Below are 25,240 nucleotides of genomic sequence, written 5' to 3' on the forward strand. Positions count from 1 at the left end.
AGTCGGGGGCAGGGGGCCTGATTCGCAGCAGTTAAGTCGGGAACAGGGCGCCTGATTCGCCCTGCGCGCCGCGCCGCCGCCTGGATCCCGGCTCTAGCGTTGGGAACCGTTCATGGCCGGCGGCCCAGCAGACCGGCGACGCCGTAGCGGATGCGTGCCCACATCGCCTTGAGCCCGATGCTGAGCATATTGAGTTCAGCGGCCGGCGGCGCGCTTGCCGCCTTGCCGTGTTGCGCCTGCATCATGCGCGATTGGGCCAAGGCCAGGATGGCCTGGGCCTGGCCCAGTACCGCCTGCGCCTGCAGCAGCACCGTCTGGGCGTCTACTGTGCCGGCGGCGAACGCAGCAGGTGTTCCGGCAGCCCCGTTCAGCGCCGCGCCTCGCAATGCCGCGCCGCGCGCGGCCGCGGTCGCGCCTGTGTCCGGGGCCGGGCCTGAGTCCAGGCCTGTGTCCGGATCCGGGCCCATCTCCGCGCCTGCCCCGGTCCCGGCGGCCGGTGCGGCCAGCGACTGCGCCAGGTTCCGTTCGAACTGGGCCAGGATCTGCGACGCCACTTCGGTGATCATGCCGCTGCCCCGCCCGTACTGGGCGACGGAGCCGGATAGCGCCAGCTGCGTCGTGACGGTGACCTGGGTGCCTCCGGCCACCGGCGCCAGCGCAAAACTGAATTCGGATCGGGCCGAGCCACGCCCTTTCGGATCGACGCCCGACCCTTCCAGCCAGGCGATGTGGTTTTCATCGTCCTGGCGCACCAGCTGGGCCTGTCCGTCGAAGGAAAGCCGGATGGGGCCGAGCTTGACCGACACCGAGCCTTTGTATCGGTTGTCGCCCTCGACTTCGGTCAGCCGCGCGCCCGGCAGGCAGGGCAGGATGCGCGGCACGTCGAGCATCAGCTGCCAGGCCTCTTCCAGCGGCAGCGGCACGTGGAAGGTATTGGTGAACTCCATGGCTGTTCCTGAAATAGTATGAAAGCTGCGCCTAGGCGCGTCCGCCGGCCGGCGCGATATCGTCGGGGCCGTCGGCGGCGTCCAGGCACTCCAGCAGGCGCATCGGCGTCAAGGGGAATTCCGATAGCCGCACCCCCTGACCCGCCAGCGCGTGTTCGACCGCGCCGATGACCGCCGCGGCAACCGGGATGGTGGCGCATTCGCCCACGCCCTTTACGCCCAGCGGGTTGAGCGGCGTCATGGAAGGCTGGAAGATCACTTCCACGTCGGGCACCTCGGGTGCCGTCGGCAGCAGGTATTCCGCGAAAGTCGTGCTGAGCGGCTGCCCGGCGTCGTCGTAGCCCATCCATTCGAACAGGGCGTTGCCGATGCCGTGCACGACCCCACCGTGCACCTGGCCGGCCGCGAGAACAGGGTTGATGATGCGTCCGCTGTCATGCACGGCGACGTAGCGCACGATGGATACCGCGCCGGTCAGCGCATCGACCTCGACCTCGCAGGCGTGCGACGCGCCCGCATAAGCCTGCGCATCGCAATGGAAGTGGACGGTCTCGTCCAGCCCCGGGTCGCCCGGGACGGGCAGGGCATAACCCGGTACACCCTTCAGCAGCATTGCCAGCCTGGCCAGGGCCACCGATGGTCCCGTACCCGATCGGGACACCACTTCGCCATGGGCCAAGGTCAGTTCGTCCGGCAGGGTATCGAGCAGCACGGCTGCCGCGTCCAGGATACGTCGGCGCAGCCTGGCCGATGCCTGGTCCACCGCGGAGCCCGCCATGATCGCCTGGCGGCTGGCGAAGCCACCCATCCCATAGCCTATGAAGGCGGTATCGCCGGCGATGACCTGCACCGCTTCCGCCGCGACGCCGAAATGGCCGGCGCAGATCTGCGCCAGCGTGGTCTTGATGCCTTGCCCCATGGCCAGCGCGCCCGTGTACACGGATATCTGCCCGGAAGGCTGCACCCTGACGCGCGCCGATTCGAAAGGACCGCGCCCGGTCGGCTTGACGCTGTTGGCGACCGCGATGCCGCGATACAGGCCCCGCGCGCGCGATGCCTGCCTGCGGGCGTCGAAGCCGTCATAGTCGATGGCCTGCAGGGCGCGCGCCTGCAGCGCCGGGAAATCGCCGCTGTCTATGGTCAGGGGTACGCCCGCGCGCGACTTCAGCGGCTTGGTATAGGGTATCTTCGCGGCCGGAATCATGTTGCGCCGGCGGCATTCCGCCCTGTCGATGCCCAGGGTCGCGCTGATGCGGTCCAGCAGCCGTTCCATGACGAAGGCGGCCTGCGGATAGCCGGCGCCGCGCACGGTGGCGACCGGCACCTTGTTGGTATAGGCAACGGCGACGTCCAGCCGATAGGCCGGCACGACATAGGGACCGGTCATCGACGAGGCCGAGTTATAGGGCACGTTGGCGCCTTGCGGCGTGTACGCGCCATGATCGTGCACCATGCGCCCGCGCAGGCCCAGCACGCAGCCCCGTTCGTCCACGGCCACCGCCATCGACCAATACTGGTCGCGCTCTTGGATCGCGCTGACGAAATGCTCGCGCCTGTCCTCCACCCATTTGACCGGCCGGCCCAGCTTGCGCGCGGCCGCCGGCACCGCGATTTCTTCCGGATAGATCATGAACTTGACGCCGAAGCCTCCGCCGACATCGGGCGTCACGACGCGCAGCAGGTCTTCCGGATGGCCGAGCATCATCGCGATCGTGTAGTGCAGTTCGTGCGCCAGCTGGGTCGACGACCACACCGTCAATTCGCCCGATGCCGGGTCGGGCCGCGCCAGCACGCCGCGCCCTTCCATGGGATGGCCGCAGCCTCGGTGCACGTGGAAGTCTTCCTGCAGCACGGTGTGCGCATCGGCGAAAACGGCATCGCAATCGCCGTACGACAGCGTGTATTCCTGTAGCGCGTTGGACGCCAGTCCCAGCCGCACGGGCGGGGCCGCGGGTTCCAGTGCCGCACGGCAATCCGCCACGGCCGGCAGCACTTCATAGTCCACCGCGACCGCCGCGGCGGCGTCTTCCGCCGCATGGCGCGTCGACGCCACCACGATGGCGATGGCTTCGCCCACGAAGGCGACTTCGTGCGTCGCGAGCACGAACGGTGTGGTATCGGCGGGCAGGTTGGCAAGCGGAAAGCCCAGCGGCATGCGCCATTCGGTGATTTCGCCGTACAGGTCCTGCGCCGCGTACACCGCCACCACGCCCGGCATGGCGCGCGCCGCCGTGGCATCGATGGCGCGGATGCGTGCATGCGCATGCGGACTGCGCACGAAGCAGGCGTGCAGCAGCGGATCGACCTGAAGATCGTCCAGGAAGCGGGCGGTGCCGGTCAGCAGCGCTTCGTCTTCGATGCGGCGGACGGATGCCCCGATGCCGGGATTCGCCAGGGGCGCCGCGTCCGGCCGCGCGCCGGGCGCTACCTCGGGATAAGCGGGTTCAAGCGATGTGTCCATGTAGCCGCTCTTCGCGCAGTCGCCGCGCCGCTTCGAGCGCGGCGGCCACAATGTTCTGGTAGCCGGTGCAACGGCACAAATGGCCCGACAGCACATCGCGCACGGTGGCTTCGTCAGGGTCGGGGTTGTCGCGCAGCAGTTCGGCCAGCGACATCAGGATGCCGGGCGTGCAATAGCCGCATTGCAGCGCGTGCAGGTCGTGGAAGGCGGCCTGCAGCACGTGCGGCGCACCGTCGCCGGCCAGCCCTTCGATGGTCTCGACGCGGCAGCCTTCGGCCTGCACCGCCAGCATCAGGCAGGCACGGGCGGTCTGGCCATCGACCAGCACGGTACAGGCGCCGCACACGCCGTGTTCGCAGCCGATGTGCGTGCCGGTGAGCTTCAGTTCCCCGCGCAGGAAGTCCGCGAGATGGACGCGGGGTTCGGCCGCGCCCTGGCGTGGCTGGCCATTGACGACCAGCCGGATCGGCAGCGCCTCGGGGGCGTCGTCCTGGTTCATGGTGATGAGGTCTCCTCGTGCGCGACGGCCCGCGCCACGGCCTGTTCCAGCGCGCGGCGCGACAGTACCGTGGCCAGCCTGCGGCGATACCAGGCCGGCACGTAGCTGTCGGCAACGGCATCGACCTGCCCGCATGTCGCGGCGGCTAGCGCCAGCGCTTCATCGTCCGGCGCGCGGCCGAGCAGCGCCGTTTCCGCTTCGCGCATGCGCAAGGGCGCGATCGCGACTCCGCCCAGCGTCAGCGACACCCGTTCGACGAGGCCGTGCCTGTCGAGCAATACCAAGGCCGCGCACGAAACGATGGCGAAATCGCCGTGTCGGCGCGCGAATTCTACAAATGCATATCCATGGTGCCGGGGCCAGGCGGGAACGCGCACGGCGGTCACCATTTCGTCGGGTTCCATGGCGGGCGTCATATAGGCCGCCGGGAAATCCGCCATGGCGATTTCGCGCGCGCCGCGCCGGCTGCGAACCTCGACGCGCGCATCCATGGCCATGGCCACGGTGGGGATTTCGGCCGAAGGGTCCAGCTGGCAGAGACTGCCCCCCACGGTGCCCCGGTTGCGCGTCTGCCGGTGTCCCACCTGCAGCACCGCCTCGCGCCACAAGGGCAGGCGCTCCGCCACCAGCGGCGAAAACTCGACCTCCCGCTGGCGGGTCATCGCGCCGAACTCCACCATCCCGCCATCTCCGCTGGCGCGGATGTAGGCCAGCTCGGGGATGCGGTTGATGTCGATCAGGCACTCCGGAAACGCGAAGCGCATATTCAGCATGGCGACCAGCGACTGGCCGCCCGCCAGGATGCGCCCGTTCTCCGTTTCGCACAGCATGGCCAGGGCCTCGTCCACCGAACGGGGCGCCAGGTAACGCAGGGCCGGGGCTTTCATCGGCGGATGTCAGATCTTCGACAGGTCCAGCGCGGACGCGGCGAACAGTTCTTCCGGCGCGACCTTGCGCTTGGACAGGCCTTGTTCGTAGTGGTAGCGCGCAAAGGTTTCGATCGTGTGCCGGTTGGCTTCCAGTCCGTAGGGCCAGAAGTCCTCGCCCATGATGGAGCGGGCTTCGTTGTAGTGATGCACCATCCACGGCAAGGTCACCGCCAGGTGGCAGATCTCGTTCAGTTCCTTGACGGCAAGCGCCTTGGCCTTCAGGAAAGCCTTGTACACGCTGACCGGAAGCCAGGGATTCTCTTCGACCAGCGTTTTGCGGATACCCACCATATGCATGATGGGAAAGATGCCGGTGCGCCGGTAATAGTCTTTCTCGGCCTCGATGTAGTCGCCGAACAGGCGACCGACGTTGGGCGCGCCGCGCAGGAAGCAGGACGGGGCTCGCGCGCCGATGTAGCCGTCGATCTCGCCGGCTTCCAGCATGCCGGACAAGGTCTTGTCGTCCGGGATCTGCTGCAGGTCGATGTCCTTGCCAAGGTCGATGGGCGCGCGCTCGCCTCGGCCCGGTTCCTCGATGCCGCCACGGCGCCATTTGATGTCGGACGGCTTGACGCCATACTCGTCTTCCAGGATGCCGCGGATCCACACGTTGGCGGTGATCTGGTATTCCGGCACGCCTATGGTCTTGCCGCGCAGGTCCTGCGGTTTCTCGATGCCACGGTCCGTGCGGACGTAGATCCCGGACTGCCGAAAGACGCGCGAAATGAACGCCGGCACCGCGACGTAGGCGTTGTCGCCGCGCGCCGTGGTCATCATGTGGCTGCTCATGGAGATTTCGGTGACGTCGAACTCGTGGTAGCGGAAGGCGCGGTGGAAGGCTTCTTCCGGCTCGACCGGCACCGCCGCGACGTCGCATCCCTCGATGGGGGCGCGGCCGTCGAACAAGGCCGCGGTCCGATCGTACATGCCGCAGGCCAGACTGATCTTCAATTTATTGCTCATCGTGATGCTCCTGTTGGTCCCTTGCCTTGAGCCGCGCCGCGCTAATCCGCCGACAGGCCGATCTTCTGCGCCAGCGCGGTGAACTTGTCGATATCGCTGTTCACCATTTTCTGGAAAACCGCCGGCCCGTCGGAGGCGGTGTCATAACCCAGGTCCGCAAGCTTCTGTTCCACATCGGGGCGCCGCATGATCTTGGCGACGGCTTCATAGAGCTTCTGCTTGATATCCGGGGGCGTGCCGGCCGGAGCCAGCAGGCCGTGCCACTGCGTCAGTTCATAGCCGGGGTAGCCCTGTTCGGCCACCGTCGGCACATCCGGCATCAGCTTGGAGCGTTCCTTGGAGGTGACCGCCACGGCGCGCAGCTTGCCGGCCTTGATGAAGGGCAGCGCGCTGGACGCCGTGATCACCGCCAGGCCGATCTGGCCGCCCACCACGTCGTTCAGCGCCGGACCGCAGCCCTTGTACGGCACATGCACCATGTTGACCTTGGCCTGCAGCTTGAACAGCTCGCCGGCCAGATGCTGCGGCGTGCCATTGCCGCAGGACCCGAAGGAGACGTCGTTGGCCTTCGCCGCGGCCGCCGTGACGTCGGCCAGGGTCTTGTAAGGCGAACCGGGCGGCACCACCAGCACCGAGGGCACGTAGGCGATGTTGATGATGGCGTCGAAGTCCTTCTTCGGATCGAAGGGCAGGGTCTTGAAAACGCCGGGATTCACGGCGAAGGAGCTGTTGACCATCAGCAGCGAATAACCGTCCGGCGCCCGCTCCTTCACGACCCGCGCGCCGACGTTGCCGCTGGCGCCGGGACGGTTTTCGACGATGGCGGTCTTGCCTATCGCTTCCGGCATGTAATTGCCGATGAGCCGGGCCAGCATGTCCGTCCCGCCGCCTGGCGGAAACGTAACGATGATGTCCAAGGGTTTGCTCGGGAAGGAGGCCGCGTCCTCGGCGGCCAAGGCGGTTCCCGCCGCTAAAAATAGGGCCGCCGCGGCGGCTCCCGTGATCAGTTTGCCCAGCGTCATGACGAATTACCCCTTGTTTACCGGCGCCTCCTGGACGCCAAGTGAGTGGCCGATTAATCAGCCTACTGAGTTTTTTGCTCATAGTACTGATTATTTTCGCGGCGACATTTAGGGAAAATACTTATCGGCCGTACGCCGGGGCACGCGGAACCCCGCCGGAGCGCTCCGCTTCCTATAATGGCGACAAGAAGAACGACGAGAAAAGCGCCGGGTGCCTATGAGGAGGACCTTTTGTCAACGGCCATCAAAATCTTCCACGGCCGATTCGGACGGGTCGCGCTGCTCGACATGGACAAGCCGCTGATCCCGCATGCGCATCACCATTGCCATGTGCTGATCAAGGCCAGCGGGGCGGACACGTTCTTCTCGGTACGCGATCGCCTGAACCCGCTGACCGACGATACGGCGGTGCTGGTCAACGCCTGGGAGCTGCATTCCTATGAGCATCCCGGTCCCTTGGCGCCCGGCACCGTCATCCTGGCGCTGTACATAGAGCCTTCCTGGCTGGCCGATATCCAGCGCCAGCTTTGGGTTTCCGCCCATCCCCAGTTCTTCCCCAAGCCGTGCGTGGAGATCGCGCCCCGCATCCGCAAGCTTGCCGACGAACTGGCCATGGAGATGTACTTCGCCGACCAGATTTCGCCGCAGCGGCTGGAGGCGGTGCTGTTCGACCTGATGATCGCCGTCATCGATCCGTTCTCGGAATGGCGCAATCTGCGGGGATTCCCGTACAAGCACGCCACGAACGCCATGGACCCGCGCATCCGGCGCGCCATGGCGTATATGCGGGAAAACATCGGCGCGCCCGTCGACATGGCCGCGCTGGCGACCCGCAGCGGGCTGTCGCGCGCGCATTTCTTCGAGCTGTTCCGGCGCAGCACCAGCCTGACGCCCAATGTTTTCAGCAATGTGCTGCGCATGGAGGCCGCGCTGCAGGCGCTGAGCCGGCGCGACACGACGCTGACCGACCTGTCCTACCGGCTGGGTTTCTCGGCGCCCGGCCATTTCACCCGTTTCTTCCGCCAGCACATCGGCTCGGCGCCCAACGACTACCGTCGGGTCGTCCAGAGTTACGAAAATCAGACTCCAGGGTAAGTTGCCGGATTGCCCGGTAAGACGGCCGGTCCCGCTCCTGTCTAAGCTGCGTCCAAGACTATTACAAGGGCGCGCGGCGAGGGCTGCCGTCCGACGGGACGAGACTTGGATACAGGCCAGCAACGCGCCGTACGGCACGTGGGCGACGCCCGTCAGCGGATCGAAGACGATACCCTGCTGACCGGCAAGGGACGATATGCCGACGATCTGGGCACCAAGCCTGGCACGCTCCACGCGGCCGTGCTGCGGTCGCCGCATGCGCACGCGCGTCTGCTGCGGGTGGATGGCGCCAGGGCCCTGGCGCTGCCCGGGGTGCACGCCATGCTCGCAGGCGACGACGTTCGGCGCTGGACGCGGCCGTTCGTGGTCGGCGTCAAGCAACCCATGGAGCACTGGTGCCTGGCCGTCGATACGGTCCGCTATGTCGGCGAGCCGGTGGCCGTGGTGGTCGCCGAAAGCCGCGCGCTGGCGGAAGACGCCCTGGAACAGCTGGAGGTCGAGTACGAACCGCTCGATCCGGTCGTCGAGATAGACGCGGCCATCGCCGAGGATGCGCCCCTGCTGCATCAGAAGGTGGGCAGCAATATCGCCAGCGATCGCGTCTTCCGCTACGGCGATCCCGAAGCCGCCTTCGCGCGCGCCCCCCACAGCGTGCGGTTGACAGTGCGCTATCCGCGCAATTCGGGCACGCCCATCGAATGCTTCGTGGTGTCCGCCGAGCATGTGTCCGACGACGATGGTTATGAAGTCCTGTCCAATTTCCAGGGGCCGTTTTCGCTGCATGCGGTGATGGCCTTGGCCTTGCAGGTACCCGCCGCGCGCTTGCGGCTGAAGACGCCGCCCGATTCCGGCGGCAGCTACGGCGTCAAGCAGGCGGTGTTTCCGTACATCGTGTTGATGTGCCTGGCCGCGCGCAAGGCCGGCGCCCCCGTCAAATGGGTGGAGGACAGGCTGGAGCACCTGGTGGCGGCGACTTCCGCCACGGGCCGCCTGACCACGCTGCGCGCCGCGGTCGAAGCCGATGGCCGCATCACGGCCCTGGACTATGACCAGTTCGACGACGTCGGCGGCTATCTGCGCGCGCCGGAGCCGGCGACTTTCTATCGCATGCACGGTTGCCTGACCGGCGCCTACGACATTCCCAACCTGAGCGTGCGCAACCGGGTGGTGCTGACCAACAAGACGCCCGCCGGCCTGGTGCGCGGCTTCGGCGGGCCGCAGGTGTACTACGCGCTGGAGCGCCTGGTCCAGCGCATCGCCGTCGAGCTGGGGCTGGATCCGCTGGACGTGTACCGTCGCAATTTCGTGCAGCCGGGTGCCTTCCCCTACCGCGCGGCGGCCGGGGCATTGCTGGATTCGGGAGACTATCCCAAGGCGCTGGCGCTGGCGATGGAGCGGGGCGGCCTGGACGAATTGCTGGCGCGGCGCGAAGCGGCCCGCCGCGAAGGCCGCTTGTATGGGATCGGTTATGCGGCCATCGTCGAGCCGTCCATCTCCAACATGGGCTATATCACCACGGCCCTGACGCCCGAGCAGCGGGCCAAGGCCGGGCCGAAGAACGGCGCGCTGGCCACCGCGACGGTCGCCATCGATCTGCTGGGCGGGGTGACCGCCATCATCGATTCGACCCCGCAAGGGCAGGGACACCGCACGGTGGCCGCGCAGATCGTGGCCGACGTGCTGGGACTGGATCCGTCGGAGATCACCGTCAACGCCGAGCTGGATACGCAAAAGGATGCGTGGTCGGTGGCGGCGGGGAATTACTCCAGCCGCTTTGCCGGCGCGGTCGCCGGGACGCTGCATCTGGCCGCGGTGCAGGTGCGGGACAAGCTTGCGCGCATCGCGGCCGCGCAGTTCGGCTGCGCGCCGCGGGACGTACGGTTCGCCGGCGGAAAGATTTTTCCGGAAGGGCGCGCCGACAAGTCGCTGCCGTTCGCCCGCCTGTCCAGCGGCGCGCACTGGGCGCCCGCGCTGCTCCCGCCGGGAGAGGACGCCAGCCTGCGGGCGACTGTTTTCTGGACCCCCGAGCAACTGACCGCGCCGACCGAGGACGACCGCATAAATACGTCGGCCGCCTATGGATTCGTGTTCGATATCTGCGCGGTCGAGGTCGACCGGGAGACGGGGGAAGTCCGCATCGACCGCTACGTGACCTGCCATGACGCCGGCCGCATCCTGAACCCGGCGCTGGCCGACGGACAGATAAGCGGGGCCTATGCGCAGGGCCTGGGCGCGGCCTTGATGGAAGAGTTCGTCTACGGAGCGGATGGCAGCTTCCTGTCCGGCACGCTGGCGGACTATACGGTGCCGACCGCCTGCGAAGTGCCCGAGCCGGTGATCGTCCACATGGAGACGCCGTCGCCCTTCACGCCGCTGGGCGCGAAGGGGCTGGGGGAGGGTAACAACATGAGCACGCCGGTCTGCGTCGCCAATGCGGTCGCCGACGCGCTGGGCGTGGCGGACGTGCGCCTGCCGCTGAGTCCGTCCCGGGTGATGGACTTGATCGGCATGGCCGACCCCGAGCCTGCCGGCGGAGCGCCCGCGCGGGGGGCCACATCGCGGGCCGAGGAACCGTCGGCTGGCGCATCGCTGGCCGGCGGCGTGTCAGGCGCCGAGGCGGCTGGCGCGGAATCGCGCGCGGGCTCGCCCGCCGGCAAGGGCCGCGGGTTGACCGCGCGCGGCGAGGTGCGGCTGCAGGCGCCGCCGCAAGCGGTCTACGACGTGTTTCTCGATCCCGAGGCTTTGGCCCGTGTCATTCCTGGCTGCCATGCGCTGGAGCCCACCGGGCCGAACCGCTATCGCGCGGATGTGACAGTCGGCGTGGGCCTGGTCAAGGCACGCTATGCGGCGGAGATCGCGCTTTCCGAACTCGAGCCGCCGTATCGGCTGCGGCTGTCCGGATCGGGGATTTCGTCGCTGGGCACGGCGCGCGGCGACGGCAGCGTGGAGCTGGAGCCGCAGGGCTCGGGCACGTTGCTGCGCTACGACTACAGGGCGGAAGTCAGCGGCAAGGTGGCCGCGGTGGGAGGACGCATGCTGGAAGGCGCGGCCAGGATCGTGCTGGCGCAGCTGTTCGAGAAACTGGGCAGCCAGGCCGGCGGTCCTGCCGGGAGCGACGCCGCCGGCCTGCCGGTGTCGGTGTCGGTGCCGCTCTGGCGGCGCCTGCTGCGTTGGTTGGGGGTATCCAGATGAAGCCTCCCGTCTTCGATTACCGCCGTTGCGACACCGTCGACGAGGCGCTGGCCCTGCTCGACGAGCATGGTGACGACGCCCGCGTGCTGGCGGGCGGCCAGTCGCTGATGGCCGTGCTGAACATGCGTTTGGCGCAGCCGCGCGTACTGGTCGATATTTCCCGCGTGAAGGGCCTCGACTACGCGCGTCCCGAGAACGGCTTCCTGGCGATCGGCGCATCGGCCACGCAGGCCTCCGTCGAGTGGCGCGCCACACTGTCCGAGGAAGTGCCCCTGCTGGCGCTCGCCTTTCCCAGGATCTCGCATTTCCAGATCCGCAACCGGGGCACCGTATGTGGCTCGGTGGCGCATGCCGACCCCAGCGCGGAGCTGCCCCTGGCGCTGGCGGCCTTGGGCGGCAAGGTCAGGCTGCGGTCGCGCAAGGGGCGGCGCGAGCTGGAGGCCGACGCGTTCTTCCAGGGCATGCTGACCACCGCGCGACGCCACGACGAACTGCTGGAGGACGTGCACTATCCCTTGCACCGTCCGGGCACCCGCTATGCCTTTGCCGAAGTCAGCCGCAGGCATGGGGATTTCGCCATTGTGGCCTGCGCCGCCGTGGTCGGCGAACGCGAGATACGGCTGGCGGTGGGCGGCGTCTCCGACCGGCCGCGCGTGTTGACCTTGCCGCGGCTGGCGGCGAGCGAGCTGGCGAGCGCCATCAACGATTTTGCGTGGCAGCTGGATGCCCAGGACGATCCGCATGCCAGCGCGGTGTATCGCCGCCACCTGGTGCGCAACCTGGGACGGCGCGTGATAGAGGAAGCGACCCGATGAAAGCTCTGGACCGGGGACAGCGCGACACCATCGCCATCACCCTGAACGGCAAGGCGCGCACGGGCGCGTGCGACAACCGCACCTTGTTGGCGGACTTCCTGCGCCACGAACTGGGCGCGACCGGCACCCACGTCGGCTGCGAACACGGCGTCTGCGGCGCCTGCACGGTGCAGGTCGAAGGCGTGGCGGTGCGGTCCTGCATGATGCTGGCGGTGCAGGCCGAAGGCCTGAACGTGGACACCGTGGAAGGGTTGGCGCGCAAGCACGCGCGTGACGCGGCGGTGCACGCGGCGCACGGCACGAATGCCACGAATACCACGAATGCCACGAATGCCAGCAATGTCGCGGACGCGATGGGCGACCTGCAGGCCGCTTTCAAGCGGAACCACGCGCTGCAATGCGGTTTCTGCACATCCGGAATACTGATGACTTGCGATGACTTCCTGGCACGCGTACCCGATCCGACCGAGCAGCAGGTCAGGGAAACCCTGTCGGGACATCTGTGCCGGTGCACCGGCTACACCAATATCGTCCGCGCGGTGATGGAGACCGCGCGCGACCGCCTGGCCAGGCCCCGCCTTGCCGGAGGTGACGCAAATGCTTGATCTGGGACGCACCTTCCTGCAAAGCGTGGAGCGCAGTCCGACCGCCCTGGCCATCGTCGACGGCGCGGTGCGGCGCAGCTACGGCGAGTGGCATGAAGACGTGCGGGCCGCCGCCGCCGGACTGGCCGGCCTGGGACTGGCGCGCGGCGATCATCTGTTGATGGTGCTACGCAATCGCTGGGAGGCGGCCACCCTGCACTGGGCCTGCCAGTTCCTGGGCGTGATCGCGACGCCGCTGAACTGGCGCGCCAAGGGCGACGAGATCGAATACTGCCTGCGCGATTCGGGTGCCCGCGCAATCGCATACGAGAGCGTCAGCGCCGACGCGGTGGCGCTGTCGCCCGCCGCGAGCGCCTTGCCGCGCATCGTGGTGGGCGACGATGCCGGTCCGGGGCTGGCGTTCGCCGAGTTGCTGCGCGGCGGTGCTGCCGCGGCGGATGCGGACACGCCACGGGCGAGCGCCGAGGACGTATCGCTCATGCTGTATACCTCGGGGACCACCGGCAAGCCCAAGGGCGTGCCGCGCCGGCACCGCCAGGAGCGCGCCGCCGCGCTGGCACACGTCGCGCAGAATACCTACCGGGTCGGCGAACGCACGCTGGGCGTCATGCCGCTGTATCACACCATGGGCGTGCGCTCGCTGCTGTCCATGGCGCTGGTCGACGGCGTGTTCGTCTGCATACCCAGGTACGATCCCGCGGCGGTGCTGCGCGCCATCCAGGATGAAGCCATCACCACGCTGTACCTGGTCCCCACGCTGTATCACGACATCCTGGGCCACGAGGATTTTTCGCGCACCGACATATCGTCGGTGCGCAAGATCGGCTTCGCCGGCGCGCCCATGCACGACGCGCTGCTCAAGCGGCTGGACGCGGCGTTCCGGCCCACGCTGTTCGCCAATCACTACGGGTCGTCGGAGGTCTATACCTGCACGGTCAACCAGGACGCGGCGCGCAAGGCCGGCTGCGCGGGCCGTGCCGGCATCAATACCCGCATTCGCGTGGTGCGGCTGGATGCTGCCGGGCCGGACGAGCTGGCGCGCCAGGGCGAAGAAGGACAGATCATCGCCGACCTGGCCGGGGACGAAGCCTTCGAAGGCTATTGGAATCGCCCGGACGCCGATGCCAAGGCCCTGCGCGGCGGCTGGTATTTCACGGGAGATACCGGCTATCTCGACGCCGACGGCGATCTCTACGTGACCGGCCGGGTCGACGACATGATCATCTCCGGCGGCGAAAACATATCGCCCGTGGAAATCGAATCGTTGCTGTCGCTGCATCCGGCGGTCGACGAGGTCGCCGTCGTGGGCTTGCCGGACGAGCGCTGGGGCCAGCGGGTCGTCGCCTTCGTCAAGCGCCGCCAGCCGGTGGATGCCGCGGCGCTGGACGCCCATTGTCGGGAGTCCGACCTGGTCAATTTCAAACGCCCGCGCGACTACGTCTTCGTGCGGGGCATACCCAAATCGCCCGTGGGCAAAATCCTGCGCCGCCTGCTGGTGGCCGGGGAGTTCGAGCGGGATCCATCCTGATCCCGGAACCGGACCGCAACCATTCATTCAGGAGAGTATCCGTGTCTACCTTGAACCATCCGGCCCACCATCTGCTCGCCGATCTCGACGGTTTCCGCGTGGAGATCGACGAATCCCGCCAGCGCGCCGACATCGTGCTGGCGCGCCCGCCGTTCAACATCATCGCCATGCCGCAGCGCGATCAGCTGCGCCTGGTATTCGAAGCGCTGGACGAAAACGATGCGGTGCGGGTGATCGTGCTGCGGGCCGAGGGCGAGCACTTTTCCAGCGGCGGAGATATCAAGGGCTTCCTGGCGGCGTCGCCGGAACATGTCTCCCAACTGGCCTGGAATATCGCCGCGCCGGCGCGCTGCGGCAAGCCGGTGATCGCCGCCAACCGTGGCTATTGTTTCGGCGTGGGCTTCGAGATCTCCCTGGCTTGCGATTTCCGCATCGTGACCGACACCACGCGCTATGCGCTGCCCGAGCAGAAACTGGGCCAGATTCCGGGGTCCGGCGGTTCGGCCCGCTTGCAGAAGATGGTCGGCATCACGCGCACCAAGGACGTCGTCATGCGTTCGCGCCGCATCCCGGGTAAGCAGGCCTACGACTGGGGGATCGCCACGGAGTGCGTGCCCGATGCCGAACTGGAAGCCGCCACCGACCGGCTGGTCGAAGAGCTGATCGGCTTTTCGCCACTCGCCCAGCGGACGGCCAAGAAATTGTTGAACGACACGGAGGACTCCACGCTTTCCATCGCCATCGAGCTGGAGGGACACTGCTACAGCCGCCTGCGCAGCTCCGACGATTTCCGAGAAGGGGTGGAAGCCTTCCACGGCAAGCGTGCGCCGGTTTTCAAAGGCAGTTGATGGGCGCCGCCCGGTATGGGCGGCATGACGATATAACGCAGGATCGACCGGCGCGCCTCCTGGCCGCCGGCCTGCATAAAACGACAAGGAGACATCGCATGAACACCACGCAACGCAAGTTCCCCCTGCATATGGCCGCGGCCATGGTGATGGCGCTGGGCGCGCAGGGCGCACTGGCGCAGGATACGCAGCCGATACGAGTTGGCGTCGTCACCCCGCTGTCCGGCACCTACGCGCCCATCGGCGCTCAGGTGAAGATGGGCCTGGACATGGCCTTGGCCGAGATCAACGCCGCCGGCGGCATCATGGGCCGCAAGGTCGAATTGATGTATGAGGATGAAGAGGCCAATCCCCAGGTCGCGGTGCAGAAGGCCGAGAAGCTGTTCCAGCAGAGCAAGGTCGATTTCCTGACCGGCACGGTGAATTCCGGATCGACGTTGGCGGTTGGCCAGGTGGCCGAACGCAACAACAAGCTGATCGCCACGACGGTGTCCTTTTCCGACGCCATCACCGGCGACAAGTGCTCGCCCAACGTGTTCCGGGTGAACGCGAAGGCGGGCCAGCAATCGGTCGCGCTGGCCGCCTGGCTCGCCAAGGAGAAGCCGGGCGCCTCGCTGTTCCTGCTGGGACCGGACTATGAAATGGGCCGTAGCACGGTGGCGGCGTTCAAGAGCGCCGCCGAGCAGCGCGGCATCAAGCCGGTGGGCGACCTGTTCGCACCGCTCGACAGCAAGGACTATTCGAGCTACTTCGGCCAGATACGCGCGGCGCGGCCTCAGGTTTTCTACACGTCGACGGCGGGCAACGACACCGTGCGCCTGTTCAGCCAGATGAGCGAATACGGCATGAACAAGAACCTGACCATGGTCGGCGTGTCCGGCGCGATCACCGCGCAGAACATCAAGGCCATCGGCAAGAACGCGGAAGGCTTCGTCACCGGCGTCGGCTACTCGCCCGAAATCGACACGCCCGAGAACAAGCAGTTCGTCGACAAGTTCAAGCAGGCGAACAAGGTCCTGCCCGATCTGTACGGTGCCGATTCCTACGGCGTGCTGTACTTCTACAAGGCCGCCGTCGAAAAGGCACAGAGCACCGACACCGCCAAGGTCCGCAAGGCCATGGAAGGACTGGAATGGGATACGCCGCAAGGCCGCAAGACCATGCGGGCGGCCGATCACCAGGCGATCCAGGACATGTACGTGGTGCGCATCCAGAACGGCAACTTCACCATCGTCAGCAAGGTCGACGGCAAGGACGCCATCGATGCCAGCGTCTGCAAGCGCTGGTAGGCCCGGTTCACGAGGAATGCCATGAACGCCTTGTTCGAAAGCCTGCAGTTCGTCTACGCCCCGCAGGTCGTCAACGGCCTGTCGCTGGGCGTGGCCGTGATATTGATGGCGCTGGGGCTGACCATCATCTTCGGCCTGCTCGACGTCATCAATATGGCGCACGGCGAGTTCTACGCGCTGGGGGCTTACCTGGGCATGTCGCTGCTGGCGATGGGCGTGGACTTCTGGGTCGCGCTGGTACTGGTGCCGCTAGTCATGCTGCCCATCGGCTACCTGACCGAGCGTGCGCTGATCCAGCGCGTGTTCCACCACAAGGACCGCCATATCCTGACGCTGCTGCTGACCTTCGGCATGGCGATCGTGCTGGAAGACCTGTTCAAGCTGGCCTACGGTCCCAATCCCCTGCGTCCGGATGCGCCCATCACCGGCGCGACCGAGCTGTTCGGGATGATCTTCCCCACCTACCGCCTGTTCCTGATGGGCGTGGGCGTGGCGATCGTGGCGGCGGTCTGGTGGGTGGTCTACCGCACCCGCCTGGGGGCGATGGTGCGGGCCGCCGCCTACGACCGCAACATGGCCGCCTCGCTGGGTATTCCGGTGCTGCGGGTCTATGCGGCCACCTTCGCCTTCGGCGTCGCGCTGGCCGGACTGGCGGGCGTGCTGCTGGCGCCGGTGTATTCGGTGTTTCCGACCATGGGCAAGGATTTCATCCTGATGGCCTTCTCCGTGGTCATCGTGGGCGGGCTGGGCAGCATCAAGGGCGCGATCATCGCCGGCTTGCTGCTGACCCAGGTCCAGGCCTTGTCCAGCCTGTATATCTCGCCGGTGTGGTCGGATCCCTTGCTGTTCGGCATCATGGTGCTGGTCCTGATGTTCCGTCCGCAAGGTCTGTTCGGGAGGCTGGGCCATGGCTGACACGATCGCATTGCCGCGCGCGGCGAACCAGCGGGCGCGCGTGCGGCCCGGGCTGGCCCTGGTCTTCGTGGTCCTGGCCCTGGCGGGCGGCCTGGCGGGCTGGCTGACGGACAACGTCTTCTATCTGCGGCTGGCGACCGAGGCGCTGATCTTCGGCGGGCTCGCCATGGCGGTGGATCTGCTGCTGGGCATCGCGGGCCTGCTGTCGCTGGGCCAGGCGCTGTTCTTCGGGTTCGGCGCCTACGTGGCGGGCTTGCTGCTGCGCGACGCGGGCTTTTCCTTCTGGCCCATGCTGGTGGTGGTGGCGGCGAGCGGCGCGGTGGCGGGCCTGGTGGCCGGCATCATCGCCATCCGGGCGCGCGGGGTGTACTTCGCCCTGATCACTTTCGGCCTGGCGCAGATCGCGGCCAAGGCGGTCTACAACGTCCAGGCGCTGGGCGCTTCGGACGGGCTGATGGGGGTTCCGGTGGTGGCCGTCGGCGTGGGACCGTGGCAGGTTTCGGCGTCGGACCCCTTGGGATTCTTCCTGGTCGTGCTGGCCCTCGTCATGATCATGTACGGCGTGCTCAGCTACCTGCTCAATACCCCCTTCGGGCGCAATATGCAGGCGCTGCGCGCCAATCCGCAGCGCCTGTCCTTCCTGGGCTTCGATCCCTGGCGCTACAAGCTGGCGGCCTTCGTGATCGCCGCCGTCCTGGCGGCCGTGGCGGGCGCGCTGTATCCCGTGCTGCGCGGCTTTGCCTCGCCGGAGCTGCTGTACTTCCAGACGTCCGGGAATGCCGTCATCACCGTGGTGCTGGGCGGGGTCGGGACCCTGATCGGCGCGCTCTACGGCAGCGTCATCCTGTTCGGTTTGAAGTCCATCATCGGCACCTACACCGAACATCACCTGATCGTGATCGGGGTGCTGTTCATGATCGCGGTCATCTTCTTTCCCGCCGGGCTGGTGGGCGCATTGCGGAGGCGCAAGTGAGCACAACCGACCGAACGGCCGCGAGCGGCGATGCCATCCTGCGGGTCGAGCAACTGGGAGTGCGCTTCGGCGCGCTGCGGGCCGTGGACGACGTGACGCTGCAGGTCGCGCGCGGCGGCATCACGTCGCTGATCGGCCCCAACGGCGCGGGCAAGAGCACCTTGTTCAACCTCATCAGCGGCGCCCTGTGGCCGACGACGGGCAAGGTCGCCTTCGATGGCCGCGACGTCACCGGCTGGACGCCCCATGCGTTGTTGCGCGCCGGGCTGGCGCGCTCGTTCCAGATCACCAATCTGTTTTTCGAACTGTCCGTGGCCGAAAACCTGCGGCTTGCCGCGCAGGTGCTGGACGGTGGCTGGAACGGGCTGCGGCCCTTGTCGGCCTCGCGCATCGCGCAGGCCCGGGTCGACGAACTGCTGGAGGAATTCGGCTTGCAGGCCAAGGCGGCCGACCCCGCGGGTGCGCTGTCGCACGGCGAGCAGCGGCGCCTGGAGATCGCGGTCGCGCTGGCCTGCAAGCCCAGGCTGCTGCTGCTGGACGAACCCACCCAGGGGATGTCCCATGGCGACACCCAGGAAACCGCCGCGCTGATCAAGCGCCTGGCCGGCGGCCTGACGATCCTGCTCGTCGAGCATGACGTCGGGCTGGTCATGGACGTATCCGACCATGTGATCGTGCTGGCGCAGGGCCGCAAGCTGGCCGAAGGACCGCCGGCGCAGGTGCGCGCCGATCCCGCGGTCCAGGCCGCTTATTTCGGGGAGGCCGCGCATGCTTGAACTGCGCGACGTACATGTGCATTACGGGCTGAGCCATGTCCTGCAGGGTTTGACGCTGGAGGTCGGGCCGGGCGAAGTGGTCGGACTGTTCGGCCGCAACGGCGTGGGCAAGACCACGACCGTCAAGACGGTGGCGGGCTGGACGGCGGCCAGCGGCGGCGAGATCCGCTTCCGGGGCGTATCCCTGGCCGGCCTGGCGTCCGACAAAATATGCCGGCGCGGCATCGGCCTGGTGCCCGAGGACCGGCGCATCTTTCCCGGCCTGACCACCGAGGAAAACCTGGCCATGGGCTTCATGCAGTGCGCCCGCCTGGGCCGCGCCGAGGAACGCGCGCGGCTCGATGGCATCTATCGACGATTCCCGCGGTTGGCCGAGCGCCGCGCGCAGCCCGGCACCACCCTGTCGGGTGGCGAGCAACAGATGCTGGCGATCGCTCGCGTGCTGCTGGGCCAGCCCGACCTGCTGCTGATCGACGAGCCGACGGAAGGCCTGGCACCGCTGATCATCAACGACTTGTTCGAGGTCATGGCGCAGGTCAAGGCGGCCGGACAGTCCATCCTGCTGGTCGAGCAGAACGTCTCGCGGGCGCTGACCCTGTGCGACCGCTTCTACGCCCTGGAGCGCGGGCGGGTGGTGCTGAGCGGACGCGCCGACCGGCCCGAGGACGTGCAGGCGCTGATGCGGGCGATCGCGGTCTGAGCGGCGGGAACGCCCGGGCCGTCCGCCCGGCGGGTCTCCACCGAGATCGCGAAATCGGGAGACCTGATACAGCGCGAGGATATCAAGATCCAGTAGCCTGCGACGCAGGACTCCGGATCGGGAAGCGCGACGCCGCGAAGAACCAGATGGCGCCGCCGATCAACAGCGCCGCGCTGGCCGTATGCAGCGACCACGCGAAGACCTGGCGATGGCCGATGCCGCTCCTGAGCAGCGCACCGAACAGCGGCGGGCTCAGGATCTGGCCAATGGCGTAGACGGCGGTCATCAGGCCGATGACCGATGTCGACCGGTGCGGCCAGCGCCGCCTGGCCTCCCGGAAGGCGAACAGGGTCAGCGCGGTGAAGGGCGCGCCCACCAGCACGCTGCTCAGCACGAAGCCACCCACATCGGGCCACCACAGGCCCATCACCACGCCCAGCGCCTGGGTGCAGTAGCAGGCAGCCAGCAGCCGGCTGGTGTCCCAGTGGGGCGGCAGCCGCGTGGAAGCCAGGCAGCCCAATGCCGCCGACACGCCATAGATCGGCCAGATCCAGTCGACCCAGATGGAGCCCGGCAGGACTTCGCGCGCCATCACCGGCAGGAACGTCGCCGTGATGACATAGCCGAAGCCTGCCAGGCCATAGGCGAGCATCAGCCAGCCCAGTCCACGATTCTCGGCCAGCGATTCGACCAGCTCCGACGGAGACTGGGGCAGGTGGGGGACGGCACCGGCATCGCCGGCAAGGCTGCCGCGCCGCGACCCATGCAGGCGGTCGCGACGGCATTCGTATCCGATCCACAACACGAAGGCGCCCACCACGGCGCCCAGGATCTTCCAGCAGGCGCTCGAACTCCAACCCAGCGAGATGGTCGCGCTCACCAGGATCCCGCCCAGCATGATGCCGACGCCGGAGCCGCAATAAATCAAGCCCGCCAGCGACGTGCCGTTCTGCTGTGCCAGCCGGCGCAGGCACCAGCTCGACGTGAACACGAATGCGATCGCACTGGCCAGGCCCGAGAAAAAGCGCAGCCATTGCCACAGCCAGGGCCACGGCAGGGCCATCCCCAGCGTCAGCACCACCGTGGCGGCCAAGCCGGCGACGGCCAGGCGTTCGTCGGGCGCCTCGCGGCGGGTCCATCGCATCCAGGCGCCGGGAATCAGCGAACACAGGATGGCCCCGACGAAGTAGCCCAGCAGGTTGCTTTCGGCGAGCCAGCAGCCTTCCGCCAAGGTGAGCCATCCGTCCTGCAGCATGACAGGCAGGATGGGCGTGTAGGCGAAACGTCCAATGCCGATGGCAGTGGCGACAGACAACATTCCGATCAGTGCTATGCGTGTCGCGCTCTGCTCTGCCATGGCTCACCGGTGATGGGGGTTTCCGCTCGACCAGCAGATATAACGCAGTCCCGGCGGCAATGGGAGCCCGGCGTTGCTACAAAAAGCTTTAGGCACGGCCGGCGTTGGCCCAGCCTCAGCCCGCTCGGGCGCCCGACGCCTTGACGACCTGCCCCCAGCGGTTCACTTCGGTGACCAGGAACTGGCGGAAGCCGTCCGGCGTACTGCCGGTCGCGATCAGGCCTTCGTCCATCAGGCGCTTCCTGTTGGCCGGGTCCGCGAGGATGCGGCCGGTGGCCGCCGAGAGCCGGTCGGCCAGGCCGCCATCCATGCCGGCGGGGCCGAGCAGCCCATACCAGGCGTTGAAGTCATAGCCGGGCAGGGTGTCCGCGATGGGCGGGATGGCGGGCAGAATTTCCATGCGCCGGGCGCTGCTCACGCCCAATGCCTTCAAGGTCTTGCCTTCCAGTTGCGGACGCGCCAGGGCGGCGCCGGCGAACATCAGCTGTACCTGCCCGCCCAGCACGTCGGTCATCGCGGGCGCGGTTCCCTTGTAAGGCACCAGCACCAGGTCCACCTTGGTTTCCTCCTTGAGGACCTCCGCGCACAGATGGCCCGCCGAGCCGATGCCGGGCAGGGCGATGTTCAGGGTGCCGGGCCGGGCCTGCGCCAGGGCGATAAGTTCCTTCACATTGTTCGCCCGCACGGACGGGTGCGCCACCAGGATGGACGGTGCGCTCGCGACGTAGGCGATGGGCTGGAAACTCTTGACCGGATCGAAAGAGAGATTGCCGTACAGCGTGGCGTTGATGGCGTGGCTGGTATAGCAGACCAGCAGCGTGCGGCCGTCCGGTTCGGCGTGCGCCACCGCCTGCGCCGCGATGTTGCCGCCGGCGCCCGGCCGGTTGTCCACCACGTAGGTACCGGGGACGTAGTTCGCCAGTTGCGCCGCCAGCATGCGCGCGACGGTATCGGTACCGCCCCCCGGCGTCGCGCCGACGATGATGCGTGTCGGTCCGCCCTGCGCGCGCGCCAGTCCCGATGCCGCGGCCATGCCGGCGCCCAGCGCCCCCATGAAAGATCGTCTGTCCATGCTGTCTCCTGCCGGCGCTGTGCCGCGCCTGTATTGCTGCCTGCCTGGTTGGCGTGTGTGATGGGCGCGACGATCAGGCCGTTGCCGACTCGCGCGGATATGCCGCGACGATGCGGTCCATTTCTTCCTTGAGCAACTGCGGCTTCCAGGTTTCGAAAAGCATGTTCATCGCTCTGGCCTGGCGCTGTTCGTAGTCCAGGAATTCCTGCGTGATGGCGCTGCCACGGACGCCTCCACGTACGGCGCCGGCACGCACGTCGCCGTAGTATTCCTTCCAGTCGTCCGGCAGGGGCTGCGAGCCGGGCACGGACAGCCACAGGCGAAAGAGGTGGCGCTTGCGGTCAGGTTCCTCATGGTCCTCGAACGGTGTGCGCGAGTGCAGGATGACGTAGTTGTTCAGCAGTTGCATGTCGCCCTGCTCCAGGGTCATCGTGTAGCACAGCGCCTCGCTGGGCAGCAGCTCGTCCAGCAGATCCAGCGCTTCGGTCTGCGCCGGGGTCAGGCGTGGGACTTCCGGGAAATCGCGCTGCGCCGCGATGGTGTTCTTGCGGTTGGTGCGGGCGCTGAAGTAGCCGGAATCGCTGCCGAAGATGGGGCAGCGATAGTAAGGCGGCTGGCTGGGATCCTGGGTGCCCTGGTAACTGTGGAAGAAGGGCGCCTTCAGGACCGGTATCAGGTCGGGGCGGCGACGCTCGACTTCCCGGTACAGGGCGATCGAACTCACGACCTTGCTGGTGCCGCCCGACCTGGCGGTGCGCCGGCACAACAGGCCCACGACGTCGCAGGAATCCTGGTGGAAATCCAGGCCGGCGTTGGTGTTGTAGCCGCGTCCGCCCTTGACCTTGTACTCGCCGCCTTCGTCGCGGACGTCGTTCATGACCTGGCTGGCGCGATTCTGCGTGCGGCCCACGCCCATGTACAGGCTCATGCCCCAATAGGCGAGACGGGCGTCGTCCTCGCTCCAGACGTCGACCGGAAACCCCTTCAGCAGGCACATGCCCCAGCGGCCCTGGGTCGTGGCGATCGCCTGTTCCAGGATGCCGCGCGAGGCCGCCGGCAAGGGGAAGTCTTGCTGCTCCATCGTGAGCAGCGGCTTGCCCAGCTTGCGCGCATGCGCCACCGCGTGATGGAAGCCCTGGATCTGCTCCCCGGTCAGCCGCAGCACCCAGGATTGGTCCTCCCGGGCTTGCCGCGCCGTCCAGGCCTCGGGGCGTTGATGGGTTGCCATGGCGGTCATGCACGTCTCCTCTTTTGCGGTGCGGCGGCTGTCCCGCCGCCGGGCCCTGATGCGGGCCGTCCGGCATTAGTCTAGATTTTGACGGCCCATTAGAATAGTGAACTTATTTGAGCTTCTTCATAAGCATTTTTGATCATGGCTTGCGCGGGGTGGGCCGTGTGCATCGTCAAAGGAGCATGGATGAAACTGGAGACTTTCCGTACGCTGGAAGCCGTGTTGCAGACGGGCACCTTCGCTGGCGCGGCCAGGCAGACCAACGTCACGCCCAGCGCAGTCAGCATGCAGATGAAGCAGTTGGAGCGCTACATGGGCAAGCCGCTGTTCGACCGCTCGGGCCTGCAGGCCAGGCCGAACCGGCTCGCCCATGAAGTCGCGGATACCTTGCGCCAGGCAATGCATGATCTGGCGGCCTTGCGCGCGGGCCACAGCGTCGCGGTGGAGGGCGTGGTGCGCCTGGGCGTCATCGAATCGCTGCAGGCGGCCCTGCTGCCGGGCATCATCCGTTTCCTCCGTGAACGCCACCCGCGCCTGGAACTGCGGCTGGCGCGCGGGCGCAGCGCCAGCCTGACGGCGGCTGTGAAGGCGGGGGACCTCGACGCGGCGCTGGTGGCGCAACCGCCCACGGGCGGCTCGGCCCGGCTGCGCTGGACGCCGATGCTGCGCCGCGAACTCGTGTTGCTGGCCCCGCCCGCGGCCAGCGAGAACAGCGTCGTTGCGCTGTTCCGGCAGTACGACTGGATCCGCTACGATCGGAAGACCGTGACGGGCGAGTTGTCGATCCAGTATGTGGCGGCGCACGTGCGCGAAATGCGCGGCACGCTGGAGTTCGACAGCGCGCCCGCGATTGCCGCTCTCGTGAGCGCGGGGTTGGGCATTTCGCTGCTGCAGATGCCGGATGCGACGACCTTGCAGATGTGCCCGGTGCGTGTGGTCAAGCTGGGTCGCGGCGCCCCGGTGCTGACCCTGTCGCTGGCGGCGCGCAAGGCCGACGACGACAACCGGCTGGTGGACGCCGCACGGCAGGCCATGCAGGCGTCGGTCGCGACATACCAGCGCCAGTTCGCCGGCAGCTAGGCGGCGCCCGTGCCGGAGGTCCAGGGGTGGTGTTCGATCCAGTGCCGCGCGATGTCCACGCGGCGGCACAGCCAGACCTGCGGCCGCGCGCCGATGTGCCGCAGGAAGCGCTCCAGCGCCGTGGCACGGAAAGGATGGCCCGCCACGCGGCAATGCAGGCCGATCGACATCATCTTGGGTTCCGTGGCGCCTTCTTCCCACAGGGCATCGAACTGCTCGCGCAGCACGTCGAAGAAATCGGCCCCTGTGTTCAGGCCACCGCGCAGGAACTTGGCATCGTTCATCACCTGTGTGTACGGCACGACCAGGTGTGGCCGCTCGTCCACGGTGGTCCAGTAGGGCAGGTCGTCGTTGTACGCATCGCTGTCGTACAGGAAGCCGCCATGTTCCGCCACGATACGCCGCGTGTGGATGGTGGGCGCATAGCGGCAGTACCAGCCGGCGGGCGCGGCGCCGGTCAGTTGCTCGATGCCCTGGAAAGCCGTATGTATGGCCCGGGCTTCGGCTTCTGGCGTCAAGGCCTGGTGGCGCTCCCAGCGCAGGCCGTGACCGCAGACGTCGTAGCGTGATGCCGCGACGCCGTCACGGATCGCCGCCGCGATTTCGGGATTGCGTTCCAACGCCCGCGAACAGGCGAAGAATGTGGCCGGCGCGTCATGACGGCGCAGGATCTTCCACAGGCGCCAGAAGCCCGCGCGGCTGCCGTACTCGAACATCGATTCAGCGCCCAGGTCGCGTCCGGGAAAGGCCCGGCCGCCGGTTTCGATCAGGCCGACCTCGCTGTCATCATCGCCGTCGGGTACCGACGGCTCGGAGCCTTCCTCGACGTTGATGACGATGTTCACGGCGACGCGCGCGCCGCCCGGCCATTGCGGGTCCGGGGGCGTTTGTCCGTATCCCGCCAGATCGCGGGGAAGAGGTGAGCTTTGTGTCATGGCTGGAG

The 25,240-nt window shown here is 67.5% G+C and carries 22 protein-coding genes; 12 read left to right on the forward strand and 10 right to left on the reverse strand.

Annotated features, from left to right (window positions below):
* Positions 1-110: 110 nt before the first annotated feature.
* Genes CAL12_RS03270 through CAL12_RS03295 form a run of 6 tightly spaced genes read right to left on the reverse strand, consistent with a single transcriptional unit; the run spans position 111 to position 6,821 of the window.
* Positions 111-947, reverse strand: coding sequence for an SRPBCC family protein (locus CAL12_RS03270; RefSeq protein WP_198298364.1), 837 nt, complete (start codon positions 945-947; stop codon positions 111-113).
* Between the two features lie 31 nt (positions 948-978).
* Positions 979-3,408 (reverse strand): xanthine dehydrogenase family protein molybdopterin-binding subunit, encoded by a 2,430-nt coding sequence (locus CAL12_RS03275; RefSeq protein ID WP_086063173.1) that lies wholly within the window; start codon positions 3,406-3,408, stop codon positions 979-981.
* Positions 3,392-3,907, reverse strand: coding sequence for a (2Fe-2S)-binding protein (locus tag CAL12_RS03280; RefSeq protein WP_086063174.1), 516 nt, complete (start codon positions 3,905-3,907; stop codon positions 3,392-3,394). Before CAL12_RS03280 ends, CAL12_RS03275 begins: the two co-directional genes overlap by 17 nt.
* A complete protein-coding gene (locus CAL12_RS03285) occupies positions 3,904-4,794 on the reverse strand; it encodes an FAD binding domain-containing protein (RefSeq protein WP_086063175.1) in 891 nt (296 codons plus the stop codon). The genes CAL12_RS03280 and CAL12_RS03285 overlap by 4 nt, the downstream gene beginning before the upstream one ends.
* 9 nt (positions 4,795-4,803) lie before the next feature.
* Positions 4,804-5,799: an ABC transporter substrate-binding protein gene (locus CAL12_RS03290; protein ID WP_086063176.1), complete on the reverse strand. Its 996-nt coding sequence runs from the start codon at positions 5,797-5,799 to the stop codon at positions 4,804-4,806.
* Positions 5,800-5,840: 41 nt separating this feature from the next.
* Complete coding sequence (locus tag CAL12_RS03295; protein ID WP_086063177.1) at positions 5,841-6,821, reverse strand: tripartite tricarboxylate transporter substrate binding protein; 981 nt, start codon at positions 6,819-6,821, stop codon at positions 5,841-5,843.
* Between the two features lie 231 nt (positions 6,822-7,052).
* Between CAL12_RS03295 and CAL12_RS03300 the strand changes: the two genes are divergently transcribed.
* The 11 genes from CAL12_RS03300 (at position 7,053) to CAL12_RS03350 (ending at position 19,557) form a co-directional block, all read left to right on the forward strand.
* Complete coding sequence (locus CAL12_RS03300) at positions 7,053-7,916, forward strand: helix-turn-helix domain-containing protein (protein WP_086063178.1); 864 nt, start codon at positions 7,053-7,055, stop codon at positions 7,914-7,916.
* A gap of 105 nt (positions 7,917-8,021) precedes the next feature.
* The gene (locus tag CAL12_RS03305; protein ID WP_232464689.1) at positions 8,022-11,108 is read left to right on the forward strand and encodes a xanthine dehydrogenase family protein molybdopterin-binding subunit; all 3,087 of its coding nucleotides are present in this window, start codon (positions 8,022-8,024) and stop codon (positions 11,106-11,108) included.
* On the forward strand, positions 11,105-11,923 hold the full coding sequence (locus tag CAL12_RS03310; RefSeq protein ID WP_086063180.1) for an FAD binding domain-containing protein: 819 nt from the start codon (positions 11,105-11,107) through the stop codon (positions 11,921-11,923). The genes CAL12_RS03305 and CAL12_RS03310 overlap by 4 nt, the downstream gene beginning before the upstream one ends.
* Positions 11,920-12,528, forward strand: a complete 609-nt coding sequence (locus CAL12_RS03315; protein WP_086063181.1) for a (2Fe-2S)-binding protein — start codon at positions 11,920-11,922, stop codon at positions 12,526-12,528. Before CAL12_RS03310 ends, CAL12_RS03315 begins: the two co-directional genes overlap by 4 nt.
* Positions 12,521-14,056, forward strand: a complete 1,536-nt coding sequence (locus CAL12_RS03320) for an AMP-binding protein (RefSeq protein ID WP_086063182.1) — start codon at positions 12,521-12,523, stop codon at positions 14,054-14,056. The genes CAL12_RS03315 and CAL12_RS03320 overlap by 8 nt, the downstream gene beginning before the upstream one ends.
* 41 nt (positions 14,057-14,097) lie before the next feature.
* Positions 14,098-14,904 carry an enoyl-CoA hydratase/isomerase family protein gene (locus CAL12_RS03325; RefSeq protein ID WP_086063183.1) on the forward strand — a complete coding sequence of 269 codons (807 nt, stop codon included), beginning with the start codon at positions 14,098-14,100 and terminating at the stop codon, positions 14,902-14,904.
* A gap of 98 nt (positions 14,905-15,002) precedes the next feature.
* Complete coding sequence (locus tag CAL12_RS03330) at positions 15,003-16,193, forward strand: ABC transporter substrate-binding protein (RefSeq protein WP_198298365.1); 1,191 nt, start codon at positions 15,003-15,005, stop codon at positions 16,191-16,193.
* Between the two features lie 21 nt (positions 16,194-16,214).
* Complete coding sequence (locus CAL12_RS03335; protein WP_086063184.1) at positions 16,215-17,108, forward strand: branched-chain amino acid ABC transporter permease; 894 nt, start codon at positions 16,215-16,217, stop codon at positions 17,106-17,108.
* On the forward strand, positions 17,101-18,081 hold the full coding sequence (locus CAL12_RS03340; protein WP_086063185.1) for a branched-chain amino acid ABC transporter permease: 981 nt from the start codon (positions 17,101-17,103) through the stop codon (positions 18,079-18,081). Before CAL12_RS03335 ends, CAL12_RS03340 begins: the two co-directional genes overlap by 8 nt.
* The gene (locus tag CAL12_RS03345) at positions 18,078-18,857 is read left to right on the forward strand and encodes an ABC transporter ATP-binding protein (RefSeq protein ID WP_086063186.1); all 780 of its coding nucleotides are present in this window, start codon (positions 18,078-18,080) and stop codon (positions 18,855-18,857) included. Before CAL12_RS03340 ends, CAL12_RS03345 begins: the two co-directional genes overlap by 4 nt.
* Entirely contained in the window at positions 18,850-19,557 is a 708-nt protein-coding gene (locus tag CAL12_RS03350; protein ID WP_086063187.1) for an ABC transporter ATP-binding protein, read from the forward strand. The genes CAL12_RS03345 and CAL12_RS03350 overlap by 8 nt, the downstream gene beginning before the upstream one ends.
* An 82-nt stretch (positions 19,558-19,639) precedes the next feature.
* Here the strand turns inward: CAL12_RS03350 and CAL12_RS03355 are convergent, their stop codons facing one another.
* The 3 genes from CAL12_RS03355 to CAL12_RS03365 all read right to left on the reverse strand — a co-directional run bounded on the left by CAL12_RS03355 (position 19,640) and on the right by CAL12_RS03365 (position 23,223).
* Positions 19,640-20,875 (reverse strand): YbfB/YjiJ family MFS transporter, encoded by a 1,236-nt coding sequence (locus CAL12_RS03355; protein WP_232464690.1) that lies wholly within the window; start codon positions 20,873-20,875, stop codon positions 19,640-19,642.
* Positions 20,876-21,029: 154 nt separating this feature from the next.
* Positions 21,030-21,986 (reverse strand): tripartite tricarboxylate transporter substrate binding protein, encoded by a 957-nt coding sequence (locus tag CAL12_RS03360; RefSeq protein WP_086063189.1) that lies wholly within the window; start codon positions 21,984-21,986, stop codon positions 21,030-21,032.
* A gap of 73 nt (positions 21,987-22,059) precedes the next feature.
* Entirely contained in the window at positions 22,060-23,223 is a 1,164-nt protein-coding gene (locus CAL12_RS03365) for a TauD/TfdA family dioxygenase (RefSeq protein ID WP_086063190.1), read from the reverse strand.
* Positions 23,224-23,403: 180 nt separating this feature from the next.
* Here CAL12_RS03365 and CAL12_RS03370 point away from each other — a divergent pair, with 180 nt between their 5' ends.
* The gene (locus tag CAL12_RS03370) at positions 23,404-24,297 is read left to right on the forward strand and encodes a LysR family transcriptional regulator (RefSeq protein WP_086063191.1); all 894 of its coding nucleotides are present in this window, start codon (positions 23,404-23,406) and stop codon (positions 24,295-24,297) included.
* Here CAL12_RS03370 and CAL12_RS03375 read toward each other — a convergent pair.
* Positions 24,294-25,232: a polysaccharide deacetylase family protein gene (locus tag CAL12_RS03375; RefSeq protein ID WP_086063192.1), complete on the reverse strand. Its 939-nt coding sequence runs from the start codon at positions 25,230-25,232 to the stop codon at positions 24,294-24,296. The genes CAL12_RS03370 and CAL12_RS03375 overlap by 4 nt on opposite strands.
* Positions 25,233-25,240 lie beyond the last annotated feature (8 nt).

Source organism: Bordetella genomosp. 8, assembly GCF_002119685.1.
GTDB lineage: Bacteria > Pseudomonadota > Gammaproteobacteria > Burkholderiales > Burkholderiaceae_B > Bordetella_C.